This window comes from Sphingomonas sp. MJ1 (PH-R8) (assembly GCF_048058635.1).
Lineage (GTDB): Bacteria > Pseudomonadota > Alphaproteobacteria > Sphingomonadales > Sphingomonadaceae > Sphingomonas.
The window spans coordinates 112,067-127,597 of sequence record NZ_JBBEFX010000011.1 but is presented as its reverse complement, the minus strand read 5'-3'; the positions used below and the strand labels follow the sequence as shown (position 1 = coordinate 127,597).

11 protein-coding genes and 2 tRNA genes are annotated in these 15,531 nt (G+C 68.0%); 7 read left to right on the top strand and 6 right to left on the bottom strand.

Translation table 11 applies throughout. The features are described from left to right. Positions 1–299: 299 nt before the first annotated feature. Positions 300–560, top strand: a complete 261-nt coding sequence (locus tag VPH46_RS11145; protein WP_239436229.1) for a hypothetical protein — start codon at positions 300–302, stop codon at positions 558–560. 117 nt (positions 561–677) lie between these two features. Beyond that, positions 678–3,419, top strand: a complete 2,742-nt coding sequence (gene secA, locus VPH46_RS11140) for a preprotein translocase subunit SecA (protein ID WP_416611232.1) — start codon at positions 678–680, stop codon at positions 3,417–3,419. A gap of 140 nt (positions 3,420–3,559) precedes the next feature. Here the strand turns inward: secA and VPH46_RS11135 are convergent, their stop codons facing one another. The 4 genes from VPH46_RS11135 to moaA all read right to left on the bottom strand — a co-directional run bounded on the left by VPH46_RS11135 (position 3,560) and on the right by moaA (position 6,496). Then, positions 3,560–4,147: a CC0125/CC1285 family lipoprotein gene (locus VPH46_RS11135; RefSeq protein ID WP_317893820.1), complete on the bottom strand. Its 588-nt coding sequence runs from the start codon at positions 4,145–4,147 to the stop codon at positions 3,560–3,562. Positions 4,148–4,526: 379 nt separating this feature from the next. After that, a tRNA-Asn gene (locus tag VPH46_RS11130) sits at positions 4,527–4,601 on the bottom strand. Between the two features lie 123 nt (positions 4,602–4,724). After that, a complete protein-coding gene (locus tag VPH46_RS11125; RefSeq protein WP_125962455.1) occupies positions 4,725–5,501 on the bottom strand; it encodes an NAD kinase in 777 nt (258 codons plus the stop codon). Further along, positions 5,498–6,496, bottom strand: coding sequence for a GTP 3',8-cyclase MoaA (moaA, locus tag VPH46_RS11120; protein WP_416611229.1), 999 nt, complete (start codon positions 6,494–6,496; stop codon positions 5,498–5,500). The genes VPH46_RS11125 and moaA overlap by 4 nt, the downstream gene beginning before the upstream one ends. A gap of 82 nt (positions 6,497–6,578) precedes the next feature. On the opposite strand from moaA, the gene VPH46_RS11115 reads away from it, so the two are divergent. After that, positions 6,579–8,558, top strand: coding sequence for an EAL domain-containing protein (locus tag VPH46_RS11115; RefSeq protein WP_416611227.1), 1,980 nt, complete (start codon positions 6,579–6,581; stop codon positions 8,556–8,558). Positions 8,559–8,562: 4 nt separating this feature from the next. Here VPH46_RS11115 and VPH46_RS11110 read toward each other — a convergent pair whose 3' ends face one another. Then, positions 8,563–10,269 carry a M1 family metallopeptidase gene (locus VPH46_RS11110; RefSeq protein WP_416611225.1) on the bottom strand — a complete coding sequence of 569 codons (1,707 nt, stop codon included), beginning with the start codon at positions 10,267–10,269 and terminating at the stop codon, positions 8,563–8,565. A 138-nt stretch (positions 10,270–10,407) separates the two neighbouring features. On the opposite strand from VPH46_RS11110, the gene lon reads away from it, so the two are divergent. From lon to VPH46_RS11095, 3 genes are all read left to right on the top strand, one after another. Then, positions 10,408–12,804 carry an endopeptidase La gene (gene lon / locus VPH46_RS11105; RefSeq protein ID WP_416611223.1) on the top strand — a complete coding sequence of 799 codons (2,397 nt, stop codon included), beginning with the start codon at positions 10,408–10,410 and terminating at the stop codon, positions 12,802–12,804. Positions 12,805–13,013: 209 nt separating this feature from the next. Next, positions 13,014–13,286: an HU family DNA-binding protein gene (locus VPH46_RS11100; protein ID WP_125962450.1), complete on the top strand. Its 273-nt coding sequence runs from the start codon at positions 13,014–13,016 to the stop codon at positions 13,284–13,286. An 89-nt stretch (positions 13,287–13,375) separates the two neighbouring features. Continuing rightward, positions 13,376–13,450 (top strand) — tRNA-Val (locus VPH46_RS11095). Positions 13,451–13,531: 81 nt separating this feature from the next. On the opposite strand, the gene VPH46_RS11090 is transcribed toward VPH46_RS11095, so the two are convergent. Beyond that, positions 13,532–14,716 carry a PQQ-dependent sugar dehydrogenase gene (locus tag VPH46_RS11090; RefSeq protein WP_416611220.1) on the bottom strand — a complete coding sequence of 395 codons (1,185 nt, stop codon included), beginning with the start codon at positions 14,714–14,716 and terminating at the stop codon, positions 13,532–13,534. A gap of 389 nt (positions 14,717–15,105) precedes the next feature. Here VPH46_RS11090 and VPH46_RS11085 point away from each other — a divergent pair, with 389 nt between their 5' ends. Next, positions 15,106–15,501, top strand: a complete 396-nt coding sequence (locus VPH46_RS11085) for a glycine zipper 2TM domain-containing protein (protein WP_239555501.1) — start codon at positions 15,106–15,108, stop codon at positions 15,499–15,501. The last annotated feature ends 30 nt before the right edge of the window (positions 15,502–15,531 follow it).

Sequence of the window (15,531 nt, the reverse complement as noted above, 5' to 3'; positions counted from 1 at the left end):
CCCCCCCCCCCCCCCCCCCCCCCCCCCCCCCCCCCCCCCCCCTTTACTGCTCCGCCCCCCACCGAGATCTACACTCTCTCCGGAGGGGGGAGCGGGTGGTAGCCATGGCTCCGGTCCATGCGTCCGTGCGCCCGATCCGTCGAGTGATTTTGCGATGGAAAGGTGCTGAGGGCCCGCCGCCCGGCGGCCGGCCCGCGTCTGCCCGGCTTTCGGGTGGACGGATCGCCGTGCGCCCATTATCTCCACCGCTGCCCGGCGCCATTGCGGCACGGGCTAGCTCTTCGCCGATGGATCGTCGCTTGCGTCTCCTGTTGTTCCTCTCCGCGCTGCTGACCGGCCTCACCGGGGCCCTGGTCGGCGCGACTCCGGTAGAGGCGCGGCAGGTCGAGCAGGTTGCGGGCAAGATCGCGGCGGAAGTGGCGACCGATGTTGCCGATCACGCGCCCCTGGTCGTTCGCGCCAGCAGCGCACTGGACGGCGCGCGGCTGTCGCCGGTGCCGGCGCCCTATGCCGTACCCCCCGTCGATGTCCGCTCCAGGGTCGACAGCGCGCTCGAGTGAACGTGCCGCCCGCGCGTGCGGGCGTCCTCCACCCCAGTTTCACCGCGCCTGACAGGCGCGCCTCTCGGAATGCCGCGCACCGGGCGCGGCTCCGCTCCCCATCATGAAGGAACAGCCATGTTCGGCGGCCTTGCCAAGTCCCTCTTCGGTTCTTCCAACGATCGTTACGTCAAGTCGCTGGGTTCGATCGTCAACAAGATCAACGGCTTCGAAGCCCAGATCCAAGCGATGGACGACGAGACGCTCGCGCAGCAGACGGCGCGTTTCCGCGAGCGCCTCGCCAATGGCGAAAAGCTCGATTCCCTGCTGCCGGAGGCGTTCGCGACCGTTCGCGAGGCATCGAAGCGCGTGCTGGGCATGCGCCACTTCGACGTGCAGATGATCGGCGGCATCGTGCTCCACCGTGGCGAGATCGCCGAGATGCGCACGGGCGAGGGCAAGACGCTGGTGGCGACGCTCGCCACCTATCTCAACGCGCTGCCGGGTGAGGGCGTGCACGTCATCACCGTGAACGATTACCTTGCGCGGCGCGACGCCGAGCAGATGGGGCGGATCTACGGCTTCCTGGGGCTCACCACGGGCGTGATCGTCCCCAACGTGTCCGATGGCGAGCGCCGCCAGGCCTATGCCGCGGACATCACCTACGGCACGAACAACGAGTTCGGCTTCGACTACCTCCGCGACAACATGAAGTATGATCGCGAGTCGATGGTGCAGCGTCCCTTCGCCTTCGCGATCGTCGACGAGGTGGACTCGATCCTGATCGACGAGGCACGTACCCCGCTGATCATCTCCGGGCCGACGGACGACAAGTCCGACCTGTACCTGTCCGTCGACGCGATCGTGAAGCAGCTCGAAGAAGCCGATTACGAGAAGGACGAGAAGCAGAAGAGCGTCATCCTGACGGAAGACGGCACCGAAAAGGCCGAGCGACTGCTCGAGGCCGCCGGGCTGCTCCAGGGTGCGAACCTCTACGACTTCGAGAACACCCAGGTCGTCCACCACCTGAACCAGGCGCTGCGCGCGAACATGATGTTCCGCCGCGACGTCGATTACCTGGTGAAGGACGGCAAGGTCGTCATCATCGACGAGTTCACCGGCCGCATGATGGACGGCCGCCGCTGGTCGGACGGCCTGCACCAGGCGACCGAGGCCAAGGAAGGCGTGACGATCGAGCCGGAGAACCAGACGCTCGCCTCGATCACCTTCCAGAACTATTTCCGCATGTATCCCAAGCTGTCAGGCATGACCGGCACCGCGGCGACCGAGGCGGCCGAGTTCTTCGACATCTACAAGATGAACGTCGTCTCGATCCCCACCAACGTGCCGGTGCAGCGCGTCGACGAGGAGGACGAGTTCTACAAGACGACCCAGGACAAGTTCCTGGCGATCGCGCGCAAGATCCGAGAGCATGCCGAGCGCGGCCAGCCGGTGCTGGTCGGCACCGTCTCGATCGAGAAGTCGGAGCTGCTGTCTGAATTCCTCACCCAGGAAAAGGTGCCCCACAAGGTGCTGAACGCGCGCTACCACGAGATGGAAGCGCACATCGTCGCCCAGGCGGGCCGGCTGGGGGCGGTGACCATCGCCACCAACATGGCGGGTCGCGGCACCGACATTCAGCTGGGCGGCAACTTGGAGTTCCGCATGCTCGACGAGCATCCGGAGCTGGAGGCAGGCACGCCGGAGTATGAGGCGGCGGCCGAGAAGATCCGTGCGGAGATCACGGCCGAGAAGCAGGCGGTGCTCGCCGCCGGCGGCCTGTTCGTGCTGGGCACCGAGCGCCACGAGAGCCGGCGCATCGACAACCAGCTGCGCGGCCGTTCGGGGCGCCAGGGCGACCCGGGCCTGTCACGCTTCTACCTGAGCCTGGACGACGATCTGCTGCGCATCTTTGGGCCGGACACGCTGTTCGCCAAGATGATGCGCTCCAACATCGCCGATGGCGAGGCGATCGGCTCCAAGTGGCTGTCGAAGGCGATCGAGACCGCGCAGAAGAAGGTCGAGGCGCGCAACTACGACATCCGCAAGCAGGTCGTCGAATACGACAACGTCATGAACGACCAGCGCAAGGTCGTGTACGAGCAGCGCGCCGACATCATGGATGCCGACACGGTGGGGGACGTGGTGGCCGACATGCGTGCCGAGACGGTGAACGCGATCGTCGGCGAGGCCGTGCCGCCCAACTCCTATCCCGAGCAGTGGGACGTGGCGGGTCTGACCGAACGCGCAGCCGAGGTGCTGGGCGTCGACGCGCCGGTCGCGCAGTGGATCGCGGAAGAAGACGGGCTGGAGGCGGAAACGCTGGAAGAGCGTATCCGCACGCTGGCGGACCAGGTGGTCGAGGCGAAGGCAGCCGAACTAGAGCCGACCGCGTGGACGCAGATCGAGAAGTCGATCCTGCTCCAGAACCTGGACCACCACTGGAAGGAGCATCTGGCGATGCTCGACGCGTTGCGCGCGGTGATCCACCTGCGCGCCTATGCGCAGAAGACGCCGATCAACGAGTATAAGCAGGAGGCGTTCGCGCTGTTCGAGCGCATGCTGGGCAGCATCCGCGAGGATGTGACCCGCACGCTGGCGGTGGCGAACTTCAACTTCAACTTCACGCCGCCGCCGCTTCCCGAGCTGCCGGACTTCCTGACCAGTCACTTCGACCCGCTGACCGGCGACGACGACACCTGGGACCAGGACGCCGGCAGCGGCTACCTGACCACCCGCATGCCGCCGATGCAGATGCCGCAGCCGAGCGCCGAAGCTCTGGGCGAGGATCCGGCGGAGTGGGTCGGCCGGGTGAGCCGCAACGCGCCGTGCCCGTGCGGCTCGGGCCTCAAGTACAAGCACTGCCACGGCCAGCTGTAAGGGGATCGGGGCGCCACGGCTGCCCGCCCGCGAGGGCTAGCAGCCGTTGCCTCAGGACTTCCCGCGCGGCGTTGCCGAAGCACAAAAAAGGGGTCGCTGCCGATGGGCAGCGACCCCTTTTTGCTGGAGGGGAAGGGGGATCAGTTCGGCTGCGGCATCTGCACGCGCGGACCGAGGTTCTCGATCACCGCCCGCGCATCGAACGCGCGCACATTGTCCGTCGGCTTCGGCCCACGACCCACGATGATCTCCGCCGACGCCTCGTACTTGTCGACCGTGCGGATATCCGTGTTGTAGAACGGGTCGCCATAGGGTCCCCAGCCGCGCCAGCCATAGGCCGGACCGTGGAAGCGCCAGTAGGGGCTCCACGCGCCGAAGCCGCCATAGCCGCCCCAGTAGGGATCGGGCGTCGCATAGGTGCGCGTACGACGTTCGGTGTCGCGGTCGACGAGGACGAAATAGTCGAAGCCACGCTCGACCGTCAGCTGTGCGGCGCGGAACAGCAGGTAGCGCTCGACCGTCTCACGCGACGTGAGCGTGTTGCCGGCGAAGGTGACCTGGAAGCGATTGGCTTCGATCTGCTCGTCGGAATACCCCGTCCGGGCAAAGCCGCTGCCGGTCGCCGGCCGATAGGGGGTTGGGGTAGCGCAGGCGGCGAGCACCAGCGCTCCCACGATCGCAGTGCCGAAACCGGCGAGACGCTTGCGATCGAACCTGGATGACTGCATCGAGTTTCTCCACTGCCGCATATTTTCGCCGACGAAGGGCGGCACAACCTCAGAACGAACGTCGGGGCGTTTGGGTTCTTTGACCCGGTACGATGAGTTGTGCAACTTCGCAGCTTAGCCGTTCCTGAACGGTATGTGACCGCGCTCGAAAAGACGTTTCAGTAGAGGGGCTTACAAGCTCCCCCATCGTTCCGCGCCCGGACAGGTGCGCTGGCGCGCGTCTCGTCCGGTAAGCTGGCGTGCGGATTGTGCTGAAGCGGCCGTCCCACGAGGAGCGCACGTCAGGGGTGGCTTCGGCGCTGCGCGGCCAGTGCTCTTCCCACGGCAGACGGAGGGAGCAGCCCTCGGCCCTGCAAGCAGTCGACGATGTCTGGAAGAGTGGCTCCCCGGGCCTGATTCGAACAGGCGACCGATCGATTAACAGTCGATTGCTCTACCGCTGAGCTACCGGGGAACGCTTCGGAGGCGCGCCTATAGCAGCGGGTTTTCGGATCTGGCAAGCATCCCGCGCGGCTTTTTTCCGGATTTCCACTAAGTGCCTGATCCGGGCCGGAAATAACTCAAATTTCGCGCCGCCTCAGGCGATAAACTGTTCCATCGTGATTCGGTCGTCGAGCGCATGCTCCGGGTCGAACATCAGCGTCAGGTCGCGCATGCGGTCGATCTCCACCTCGACGCGCGCGACATCGCGCACCTCGCGCTGGTCGGCGACGGCGCTCACGGGGCGCTTCTCAGCCTCCAGGATGCGAAGCGAGATACGCGCGCGATCGGGCAGGATCGCGCCCCGCCAGCGACGCGGCCGGAACGGGCTGATCGGCGTCAGCGCCAGCATCGCCGAGCCGAGCGGCAGGATCGGGCCGTTCGCGGACAGGTTGTAGGCGGTGGAGCCCGCCGGGGTCGCTGCCAGGATGCCGTCGCAGACCAGCTCGGGCATCACCACCCGATCGTTCACGCTGACCTCGATCTTGGCGGCCTGGCGCGTCTCGCGCAGCAACGACACCTCGTTGATGGCGGGCAGGCGGCGAACCTCGCCCGAGATCGTCTCCGTCAGCATTTCCAGCGGCGACACCTTGAACGGCTTCGCGCGCGCCAGCCGCTCGTCGAGGCCGCCCAGGCGCCACTCGTTCATCAGGAACCCGACGGTGCCGAGGTTCATGCCGAAGACCGGCACGTTGGACCGGCACTCCAGCAACTGGTGCAGCACCTGGAGGAGGAAGCCGTCGCCGCCCAACGCGACCACCAGCTCGGCCTCTTCCAGAGACGCCCATTCATACTGCTCGCGCAGTTCCCGCTCCGCCTCCTGCGCAGCGGGCGTCGGGGAGGCGATCAGCGCTCGGCGCAGCGGCGTGGTCATCCGCCGGTGACGCTCATGTGACGGGCAACGGCCGGGGCCGCGCCGGGCGCGATCCGGAAGTCGTGTGCGGCGGGCTTGCGCGCCATGGCGGCCTCGATCGCCGCATCGACTGCGGGCGGGCCGCCGTCGCGCAAGGCTGCGCGAAGGTCGACATGCGCATCCTGCCCCAGGCAGAGGTAGAGCAATCCTTCGGTCGTCAGTCGCACGCGATTGCACCCGTCGCAGAAGTTGGCGGTCAGCGGCGAGATGAGGCCCAGCCGCGTGGTGGTGCCCGCGAGCTGCCAATAGCGGGCGGGGCCGGCGGTGCGGAAGGCATCCCGCACGAGAGGGAATTGCGCCGAGAGGTCCTCGAACACCTGGGGCAGCGGCAGGAACCGGTCGGTACGATCCTCGTCGATGACGCCGAGCGGCATGGTTTCGATGAGGGAAAGGTCGAAGCCCTGCTCCCCGCACCAAGCGAGCATCGGCGCGATCTCGTGCTCGTTGAGCCCCTTGAGGGCCACCATGTTGATCTTGACGGCGATGCCGGCCGCGCGCGCCGCCTCGATCCCTTCCAGGACCCGCGCCAGGTCGCCGGTCCGGGTGATATGCCGGAAGGTGTCGGGATCGCGGCTGTCGAGGCTGACGTTGATGCGCCGGATCCCCGCCGCCGCAAGCGCCCCGGCATGCCGCGCGAGGCGGGTGGCGTTGGTCGTCATGGTGAGCTCGTCGAGCCCGTTGCCCAGCCGGCTTCCCAGCCGCTCCGCCAGGGCCACCGTGTCGCCCCGCATCAGCGGTTCGCCGCCCGAAAGGCGGATCTTGTGCACGCCGCGTGCGATGAAGCATTCCGCCAGGCTGGCGATCTCGTCGACGCTCATCAGGCGTTCGCGCGGCAGGAACTGCATCGTCTCCGACATGCAATAGCGGCAGCGGAGGTCGCATCGATCCGTCACGGAGATGCGCAGGTAGCGAATGGTGCGGCCATGCGCATCGATCAGGGCGGAGGCGCTTGCCATTCCCTTGAGCTAGGGCTTCGCCCGAGATGAGACAAGGCCGTGGCGGATTGGCGAACCCGTGCCGGGCGGCTAGGGTCCGCGCATGGGGCAAATGGGCGCAGTCGGCACGAGCCAGGGCATCGCGGACCCGATGCTGTTCCTTCTCTCGTTCCGGCAGCGCGACGAACTGTCGAACCTCTACGCCAAGGCCGGCTGGCAGGTGATCGCCGCCCGCCGCAGGGACGGGGTTGCACAGCGGTTTCGAACGAGCGGCGCCCCTATCGCTGTCGTCGATGCACGCGGCGCGCTGGAGGACGGGCTTGCCGCGCTGGCGGACCTTGCGGCGCCTGTGTCGGACGCGCCGGGCGCGCTGCTGGCCTTGTTGTCGAAGGGGGATGCCGCGCGCCTGGACGACGTGCTTGCCGCAGGCGCCACCCACTTCCTGGTGAGCCCCGTCACCGAGATCGAACTGGCGCAGGCGGTGCGCTTCGCCTTCCGCCACGTCGAGCGCCTGGGCGGCGGCTGGCGGGACCTGGACGGGCGCGCCGGGGCGCTTGCCTGGTCCTATGATCGCGCGAGTGACCGCCACCGCCTTTCTCCTGCCCTGGCCTCGATGCTTCACCTCGATCTTGCGCCGACGACTCGTGCGCTGTTGGGGGCGCTGCCGAAATCCGCGCGCGCGAGCCTGCGCGCCGCCCGCCGCAGCCTGGACGAAGGGCGCCCGGCGGTCGCGTTCGCGCAAACCGTCCCGGGACAAGGCCGGATGGTGGTGCACCTGCAGCGCGATCCGCACGGAGGCGGCATGCGTGCGCTGGTGGAGCCTCTGGTCGCAGACAGCGGCGCCGTCCCTGCGCCGGCCGGCCCGGAAGTCCGTGACCTCGCCGGCGCGACCGCCTGGATCGAGGGGCGACTGGGGGCGGGGCACCCGGTCTCGCTGTCGTTGGTGGCCCTGAGCGGAGTGGAAGCGATCAACCGCGACCTTGGGCGCGAGGCAGGCGACTGGCTGCTGCGCGCCGCCTTGCGGCGGATCGAGACGGCGGTCGGGGAGCCGCTCGGCCGGCGGGCGGTGATTGCGCGCGCGGAGGGCGCCGAGTTCCTGATCGGGGCGTTCGGTGTCGCCGATGCGCAGATGCAGCGCGCGGATGCCGCGGTTCGCCAGGCGCTGGCACGCCCGTTCGTCACCGGCGAGCAGGTCGCGCGGCTTTCCACGCGCACCGCTCATGTGACGGGCGCTGGCGGCGAGACCGCCGCCCAGCTACTCCAGAGGGCGCGGTCCGCGGTCGACGCGGCAGAGGGCGATCGGCGGCGGCGCGAGGAGCTCGACGGGCTCGCGCTCGACATCCCGCAGGCGATGGAGCGGGACGAGGTGGAGATCCTGTTCCAGCCGCAGGTCGCAATCGGCGGCGGCCGCATCGTGGGCGTGGAGGCGCTCGCGCGCTGGCGACATCCCGTCCTGGGTGAGATCGGCGCGGAAGCGCTGTTCGGGGCAGCAGAGCGTGCCGGGCTCAGCGTCGTGCTTTCCGAACATGTCCAGGGTTGCGCCCTGCGCCGCGCGGCGCGCTGGCCGGAGAGCCTCGCCCATCTGCGCCTGTCGATCAACGTGACGGCGGAGGATGTGGCGCACCCCGGTTTCGCCGACCTGCTGCTCGAGCGCGTCGACGCAAGCGGCTTTCCGCGCAACCGGCTGACCGTGGAGATCACCGAAAGCGGGCTGATCGAGGATCTGGGGGAGGCGTCCGGCCTGCTTGCCGAGCTGCGCACCGGCGGATGCCGCGTGGCGATCGACGATTTCGGCACGGGCTATTCGAGCCTCGCCTATCTGAAGGCGCTGCCGCTCGACTATCTCAAGATCGACAAGAGCCTGACGCAGGACATCACCGGATCGCCGCGCGACCGGGTGGTGGTGCGCGGCGTGATCGACATGGCGCGGTCGCTTGGCCTCGCCGTCGTCGCGGAGGGGGTCGAGACGGAGGAGCAGCTCGACCTGCTCGCCAAGGAAGGCTGCCAGTTCTTCCAGGGCTATCTCTGCGCCGGGCCGCTCGCCTTGCCGGCGTTGGAGGCCCTGGTCGCCGCCGCGGCGTGAGGGGCTATTTGGCGGCGCGCTGGGCCTGATACCGTTCCACGGCTTCCGACCGGCGCAGGATCCGCGCCATCGGGTCGATCACCACATGCGCGCCGGCAGGCACGGTCAGGCTTCCCTGGTTGCCGGTCATGGGAACGGTCTCCAGGCGCTCGCCCACCTGCACCTCGACCGGCATGGGGAAGGGGCGCGCGTTCGGTGTCTTCCAGCGCAGGTGAAGCTGGTCGCCGTCGCGGGTCTCGACCAGCTCGGGCAGGGCCGCCTCGTGCACATAGATGTCGAAGAACCAGCCGAGGTCGCGCCCGGCCGCCTGCGCTACCAGCCTCTCGAACTCGGGCGTGGTGGCGAAGCGCGGCTCGAAATTGCCGGTGCGCGGGTCCGGTCGCCCATATACCAGCCGGCGGGTGGCGTCGAAGAAGGCGCCGTCGCCGATCAGGTTGCGCAGGGTGTGGAGCACCCAGGCGCCCTTGAAATAGATGTCGCCGCCCGGGCCGCCCTTGCCGTCCTCGTACACCTCCTCGCTGGTGCGGGAGGTGCCGGAGACCAGCGGTGCCTTGTTGAAGATGCGCAGCCGCTGCTCCGCCATCATGGCCGCATAGCGCGCCTCGCCCTCCCGCCAGCGGCCGTAGAGCGGTTGCATGTACTGGGCGAAGCCTTCGTGCAGCCAGAAGTCGTCCCAGTCGGCCGCCGTCATCTGGTTGCCGAACCATTCGTGGCTCAGCTCGTGCTGGAAAAGCCAGTCGAAGCCCTCCGGCGCCTGGGCATAGTTGTTGCCATAGGCGTTGATGGTCTGGTGCTCCATGCCCATGTGCGGCGTCTCGACGACGCCCAGCTTCTCGGCACCGAACGGGAAGGGGCCGATCAGCGTCTCGAAGAAGTCGAGCGTGGGGGCGAATTCGGCGAACAGCCGCTTCGCCTGCGCCTCCTTGCCGGGCAGGTACCAGTAGTGGAGCGGCACGCTGTTGCCGAAACGGCTGCGGTAGCTGCCCGACAGCTCCGCATAGGGGCCGATGTTCAGCGCGATATCATAGGGGTTGATCGTCTTTGCCCGCCAGTTCCAGGTCGTGCGTCCGTCCGCCAGCGTGTCCACGCCGAGCAGCACGCCGTTCGCGGGCGCCTTCAGCCCCTTGGGCACGGTGATGTGGAGCGTGACGACGGCGGGTTCCCCTTGGGGAAAGTCCAGGCACGGCCAGAACAGGTCGCAGCCATAGCCCTGTGCGGTCGTCGCCACCCAATGGGCCCCGCCCGGCGCCTGCGACCAGACGATGCCGTCGTCCCAAGGCGCGCGGACCGCCACATGCGGCGTGCCCGCATAGGTGATGCGCAGGGTCACGCTTGCGCCGGCGGCGACGGGGCTGTTCGGCGTCACGGTCAGGACGCCGTCCGCATGGCTCCAGGCAGCGCGCGGCAGGGTCTTCCCGGCGAGGGCCACCGTGGAGACCGGCAGGTTGGTGTCGAGGTCGACCCGCAGCTGCTGGACGGGGGCGAGGGTGCGCAGCTCCAGCGTCGCCACACCGGACAGCTGCTGACGGGCCGGGATCACCTCGATCGCCAGGTCCGCCGAATACAGCCGCAGGGCGGCGCGCTCGGCACTCAGCGCGCCGCCCGACCGCTGGGTCTGCGCGCTGATGGGCGGCATTCCCTTCTCGATCGGCTGGGCGGACGCGGGGAGCGAGAGCAGAAGCGGCAGCAGCGGCGCGGCGATCTTGAACATCGACCCTTCATGGGCGACGTGGCTGCGCCTCACAAGCCGGCGGGGAGCGTGGTTGCGGTCGGCCGGCGATTGATGCCGCCGCGCCACATCCCCATATACGGACCAATGGCGCCGGCGTGCGGCGCCGCCGGAGTTTGCATGAACAAGTCCTATCCCGTCTTGCCGCTGCGCGATATCGTGGTTTTCCCGCACATGATCGTTCCGCTGTTCGTCGGCCGCGACAAGTCGGTCGCGGCGCTCGAAGCGGCGATGGCGGCCGACAAGGAGATCTTCCTGGTCGCCCAGCTCGATCCCGCGCAGGACGATCCCAGCCGCGACGATCTCTACGACATGGGCGTCACCGCCGAGGTGCTGCAGCTGCTCAAGCTGCCGGACGGCACCGTGCGCGTGCTGGTGTCCGGCAAGGAACGCGCGGCGCTCGAGACGCTCGACGAGAGCGGCAGCTTCCTGACCGCCAATGTCGCACCCGTGGAGGGTGCCCCGGCAGAGGGTGCCGAGGTCCAGGCGCTGATGCGCTCGGTCGTCGACCAGTTCGAAAATTACGCGAAGCTCAACCGCAAGCTGCCGGCGGAAACCGCAGGCCAGCTCGGCGAGCTGGAGGATGCGTCGCGCCTGGCTGATGCGGTCGCCGGCAACATCGCCGTCAAGGTCGCGGACAAGCAGTCGCTGCTGGTCGAGGGCGATTCGGTCAAGCGGCTGGAGATGGTGTTCGCCTTCATGGAAGGCGAGTTGGGCGTGCTCCAGGTCGAGAAGAAGATCCGCAGCCGCGTGAAGCGGCAGATGGAGAAGACCCAGCGCGAATATTACCTCAACGAGCAGTTGAAGGCGATCCAGCGCGAGCTCGGCAATGAGGGCGAGGAAGGCGAGGGCGACGAGATCGCCGAGCTGACCCAGAAGATCGCGACGCTTAAGCTCAGCAAGGAAGCCCGCACCAAGGCGACCGCCGAGCTCAAGAAGCTCAAGACCATGGCGCCGATGTCCGCCGAGGCGACGGTGGTGCGCAACTATCTGGACGTGCTGCTGGGCCTGCCGTGGGGCAAGCGCTCGAAGCTCAAGAAGGACCTGCCGACTGCGCAAGCCGTGCTCGACCAGGATCATTATGCGCTGGAGAAGGTCAAGGACCGGATCGTCGAGTATCTCGCGGTCCAGGCGCGCACCAACAAGCTCAAGGGGCCGATCCTGTGCCTCGTCGGCCCGCCGGGCGTCGGCAAGACCTCTCTCGGCAAGTCGATCGCCAAGGCGACGGGGCGCGAGTTCATTCGCCAGTCGCTGGGCGGCGTGCGCGACGAGGCCGAGATCCGCGGCCACCGGCGCACCTATATCGGCTCGCTGCCGGGCAAGATCGTGACCAACCTGCGCAAGGCTGGCGCGAGCAACCCGCTGTTCCTGCTCGACGAGATCGACAAGCTCGGCCAGGACTTCCGCGGCGATCCCGCCTCGGCACTGCTGGAAGTGCTCGATCCGGAGCAGAACGCGAAGTTCAGCGACCATTACCTCGAGATCGACATCGATCTGTCGGACGTGATGTTCGTGTGCACGGCGAACTCGCTCAACCTGCCGCAGCCGCTGCTCGACCGCATGGAGATCATCCGGCTGGAGGGCTATACCGAGGACGAAAAGGTCGAGATCGCCGAGCGCCACCTGATCGCCAAGCAGATCGACGCGCACGGGCTGAAGGAAGGCGAGTTCGCGCTGACCAACGAGGGCCTGCGCGACCTGATCCGCTACTACACGCGGGAAGCCGGCGTCCGCACGCTGGAGCGTGAGATCGCCAAGCTCGCGCGCAAGGCGCTGCGCCGCATCCTGGAAGGGAAGGCCGAAAGCGTGACCGTGACGCCGGAGAACCTCCACGAGTTTGCAGGCGTGCGGAAGTATCGCTTCGGCGTGGGCGAGGAGGAGCACCAGATCGGTGCCGTCACCGGCCTCGCCTGGACCGAGGTGGGCGGCGAGCTGCTCACCATCGAGTCCGTGACCGTGCCCGGCAAGGGCGCGATCAAGACGACCGGCAAGCTCGGCGACGTGATGAAGGAATCGGTCGAGGCGGCGATGAGCTTCGTCAAGGCGCGCGCCCCGACCTATGGCATCAAGCCCAGCCTGTTCCACCGCAAGGACGTCCATGTCCACCTTCCCGAGGGCGCGGTGCCCAAGGACGGTCCGTCGGCGGGTATCGGCCTGGTGACCTCGATCGTCTCGACGCTGACCGGGGTGCCGGTACGGCGCGAGGTGGCGATGACCGGCGAGGTGACGCTGCGCGGCCGCGTGCTGCCGATCGGGGGCCTCAAGGAAAAGCTGCTGGCGGCAATGCGGGGCGGCATCACCACCGTGTTGATCCCGCAGGAGAACGAGAAGGACCTGGCCGACATCCCCGCGAACATCCGCGAGGGGCTGGAGATCGTGCCGGTCTCCCATGTCGACGAGGTGCTGCGCCTGGCGCTCACCGGCCCGCTGGAGGCGATCGACTGGACCGATGCCGACGAACTGGCGGTGCAGCCGCCGACCGCGGTGCCGGGCATCGGCGAGGTACGCCACCACTAGGTCCCGACCTCGGCCCGGGCTGCGGCGGCGGCAACGACCGTCCGCAGCAGCCCAGGCCGGTGCGGCTGGATGGCGCATGTCCGGGGCAAAGTGCAGGCGAATTGCTTTGACAGGGCCGGGGAGAGGCGCATTAACTGCCCCGGCTGCCGGGGGGGCGGATCGGCCGATCGCGTGCCCTGCTCCCCAACGACAAAAAGGGGTTAGAACGAATGAACAAGCAGGAGCTGATTGGTCAGGTCGCCGATCTTTCGGGGCTGGGCCGCGGTGATGCGACAAAGGCGGTCGAGGCGGTGTTCGAGTCGATCTCGGCCGCCCTCAAAAAGGGCGACGAGGTGCGTCTGGTGGGTTTCGGCACCTTCTCTGTCAGCAAGCGCAAGGCATCGACCGGCCGCAACCCGCGCACCGGCGAGCCGATGACGATCAAGGCGTCCTCGCAGCCCAAGTTCAAGGCAGGCAAGGGCCTGAAGGATTCGGTCAACTGATCGACCAGCGGGTTTTTCAGGCGAAGGGGCTGGACAGCCTGGTTTCCACCGCCTAAAGGCCCGCTTCCCGGTTTCGCCGCAAGGCGCACGGGCGCGTAGCTCAGTGGTAGAGCACTGTGTTCACACCGCAGGGGTCGCTGGTTCAATCCCAGCCGCGCCCACCATATCGAACCCGCGCCGTCCGGCCGCTCCAGCATTGCTGAAGAGGCCGGACGGCGTTGCGGTTTTCGAGGCTCGTCTTCTGCTTATCGGGGCGTGAGCTCGACCAGCGCGCCATTATCGCCGTCGCGCAGGATCCAGAGCGATCCGCCGGGCCCTTCCTCCACCTCGCGGGTGCGTGCGCCAAGGCCGATCCGCGCCACTTCGCTGGCGCGATCGCCGGTCACACGGACGCGCACCAAGCCCTGCTGCACCAAGCCGGCAAGCAGGAAGTCGCCGGTCCAGCCCGCGAAGGCCGAGCCGCGATACTGGATCATTCCGCCCGGCGCGATCACCGGCGACCAGCTGACCAGCGGGGCTGTGTAGGCGCTGTTCGTGGAATGCCGGGGAATCGAGGTTCCGTCGTAATTGTCCCCTTCGGACACCCGCGGCCAGCCATAGTTCTTGCCGGCGACGATCAGGTTGAACTCGTCCCCACCGGCAGGACCCATCTCGGATTCGAACAGCCGTCCGTCGGCGGCGAACACCAGCCCATAGGGGTTGCGGTGGCCAAGGCTCCAGATCTCGGGACGGGCATCGGCTGTGGATGCGAAGGGATTTCCCGCGGCCGGGGTGCCGTCGAGGTTGATCCGGACGATCTTGCCCAGGGTTCCCGTCATGTCCTGTGCGGGCGCTCCTTGCTGGCGCTCGCCCGTGCTGATGAACAGGTATCGGCCATCCGGCGCGAAGGCGAGCCGCCCGCCCAGCTGCCCGCCCGTCGTCGCTGGGGTCGCCCGCCAGACCACCACGCTATCCTCCAGGCGTGGTGTCCCGGAGAGGGTGAGGGTCGCACGCGCGACCGCGAGCCGTTCCCCGCCCGAAGCCGCCTCCGCATAGGTGATCCAGATGCGGTTGTTCGAGGCGTAGCCGGGATCGAGGACGACGTCCTGCAAGCCCAGCTGTCCGGCAAACCGCACGGACGGCACGTTTGCGACCGCAGTCTTGGCGCCGGATTGGGTGACGAGTTGCAGGCGCCCGGGCTTTTCCGTCACGAGCATGCGGCCGTCCGGAAGAAACACCATGGCCCACGGGTTGTCGAAGGTGGCTACCACCCGTTGGTCGACTGCGACGACCGGCTCGGGAGTCGGGGAGGGGGTCGGCGTGGGAGTCGGTGTCGGCGAGGGGGTGGGCGTCGCGACCGGGGGTGGCGAACCGCTCTCTCCGCCATCATCACCACCGCACCCCGGCAGGCTCACCGCCAAGAAGGCCCAGAGAAACGAACTTGCCCGCATCTTGTGCTGCTCCATCCGCGATCACCCGCTGGGCTGGATTAGCGCACCTCTCGCTCACCGATGCAATGGGCGCTCGCCGGTATCTTGTTGTCGCCGAACAATTTCACGCCCTGGACTATCCTGTGGACTGCGCCGCCCGGCTCCATTCTTGCGGAAGAAGGTGATGCGTGCGAGCGGTTGGCGTCCTGCACGCCCTCCGATCTTCGGGCTCAGGTTCGTTTCGAGAAGGTCCGGGCACTGTTCATCGAGGGGTAGGTGTCGCCCGCGGTTCGGCTCATCGCGTCGCGATGAACCAAAGCAGGGCGCTGGGGGTTAGCCAGGGAAGACGCTGTGGCGGACCGGGTAAGGTCCCCTGCCGCGCCTGGGTATTTTCCCCGAGGAAAGGGAGCATGATCTTGAACACCACCCTCTTGAAGATCGCCGTGGGCATGGCCTGCGCATTGCCGTTGGGCGCCTGCATGGGGGACGACTATGGCCGTCCCGGCTACAACAGCCAGAACGGCTATGGCCAGTCGGACTACCGACGCGGGGATGATCGCCGCCGTGAGGGCGAGCGCCGACGGCGCCTGTCCGAGAACGACCGGATCTATCGGGGCAATGACGGCCGCTACTACTGCAAGCGCGACGACGGGACCGAAGGCACCATCATCGGCGGCCTGGCGGGCGGCGTGCTCGGGAACATCATCGCCCCGGGCGGCTCGAAGACGCTCGGCACCATCCTGGGTGCGGGCGCGGGTGCGCTGGGCGGACGCGCCATCGACCGCAACAGCGTCGAATGCGACTAGGCGGAAGGCTTCCGGCGCGCGACAGGCTCG

What these genes read in the sequence shown, in the direction of transcription:
- secA (WP_416611232.1), top strand. Translation starts at nt 678, where the DNA reads ATGTTCGGCGGCCTTGCCAAGTCCCTCTTCGGTTCTTCCAACGATCGT.
- VPH46_RS11135 (WP_317893820.1), bottom strand. Translation starts at nt 4,147, where the DNA reads ATGCAGTCATCCAGGTTCGATCGCAAGCGTCTCGCCGGTTTCGGCACT.
- VPH46_RS11125 (WP_125962455.1), bottom strand. Translation starts at nt 5,501, where the DNA reads ATGACCACGCCGCTGCGCCGAGCGCTGATCGCCTCCCCGACGCCCGCT.
- moaA (WP_416611229.1), bottom strand. Translation starts at nt 6,496, where the DNA reads ATGGCAAGCGCCTCCGCCCTGATCGATGCGCATGGCCGCACCATTCGC.
- VPH46_RS11115 (WP_416611227.1), top strand. Translation starts at nt 6,579, where the DNA reads ATGGGGCAAATGGGCGCAGTCGGCACGAGCCAGGGCATCGCGGACCCG.
- VPH46_RS11110 (WP_416611225.1), bottom strand. Translation starts at nt 10,269, where the DNA reads ATGTTCAAGATCGCCGCGCCGCTGCTGCCGCTTCTGCTCTCGCTCCCC.
- lon (WP_416611223.1), top strand. Translation starts at nt 10,408, where the DNA reads ATGAACAAGTCCTATCCCGTCTTGCCGCTGCGCGATATCGTGGTTTTC.
- VPH46_RS11100 (WP_125962450.1), top strand. Translation starts at nt 13,014, where the DNA reads ATGAACAAGCAGGAGCTGATTGGTCAGGTCGCCGATCTTTCGGGGCTG.
- VPH46_RS11090 (WP_416611220.1), bottom strand. Translation starts at nt 14,716, where the DNA reads ATGCGGGCAAGTTCGTTTCTCTGGGCCTTCTTGGCGGTGAGCCTGCCG.
- VPH46_RS11085 (WP_239555501.1), top strand. Translation starts at nt 15,106, where the DNA reads ATGATCTTGAACACCACCCTCTTGAAGATCGCCGTGGGCATGGCCTGC.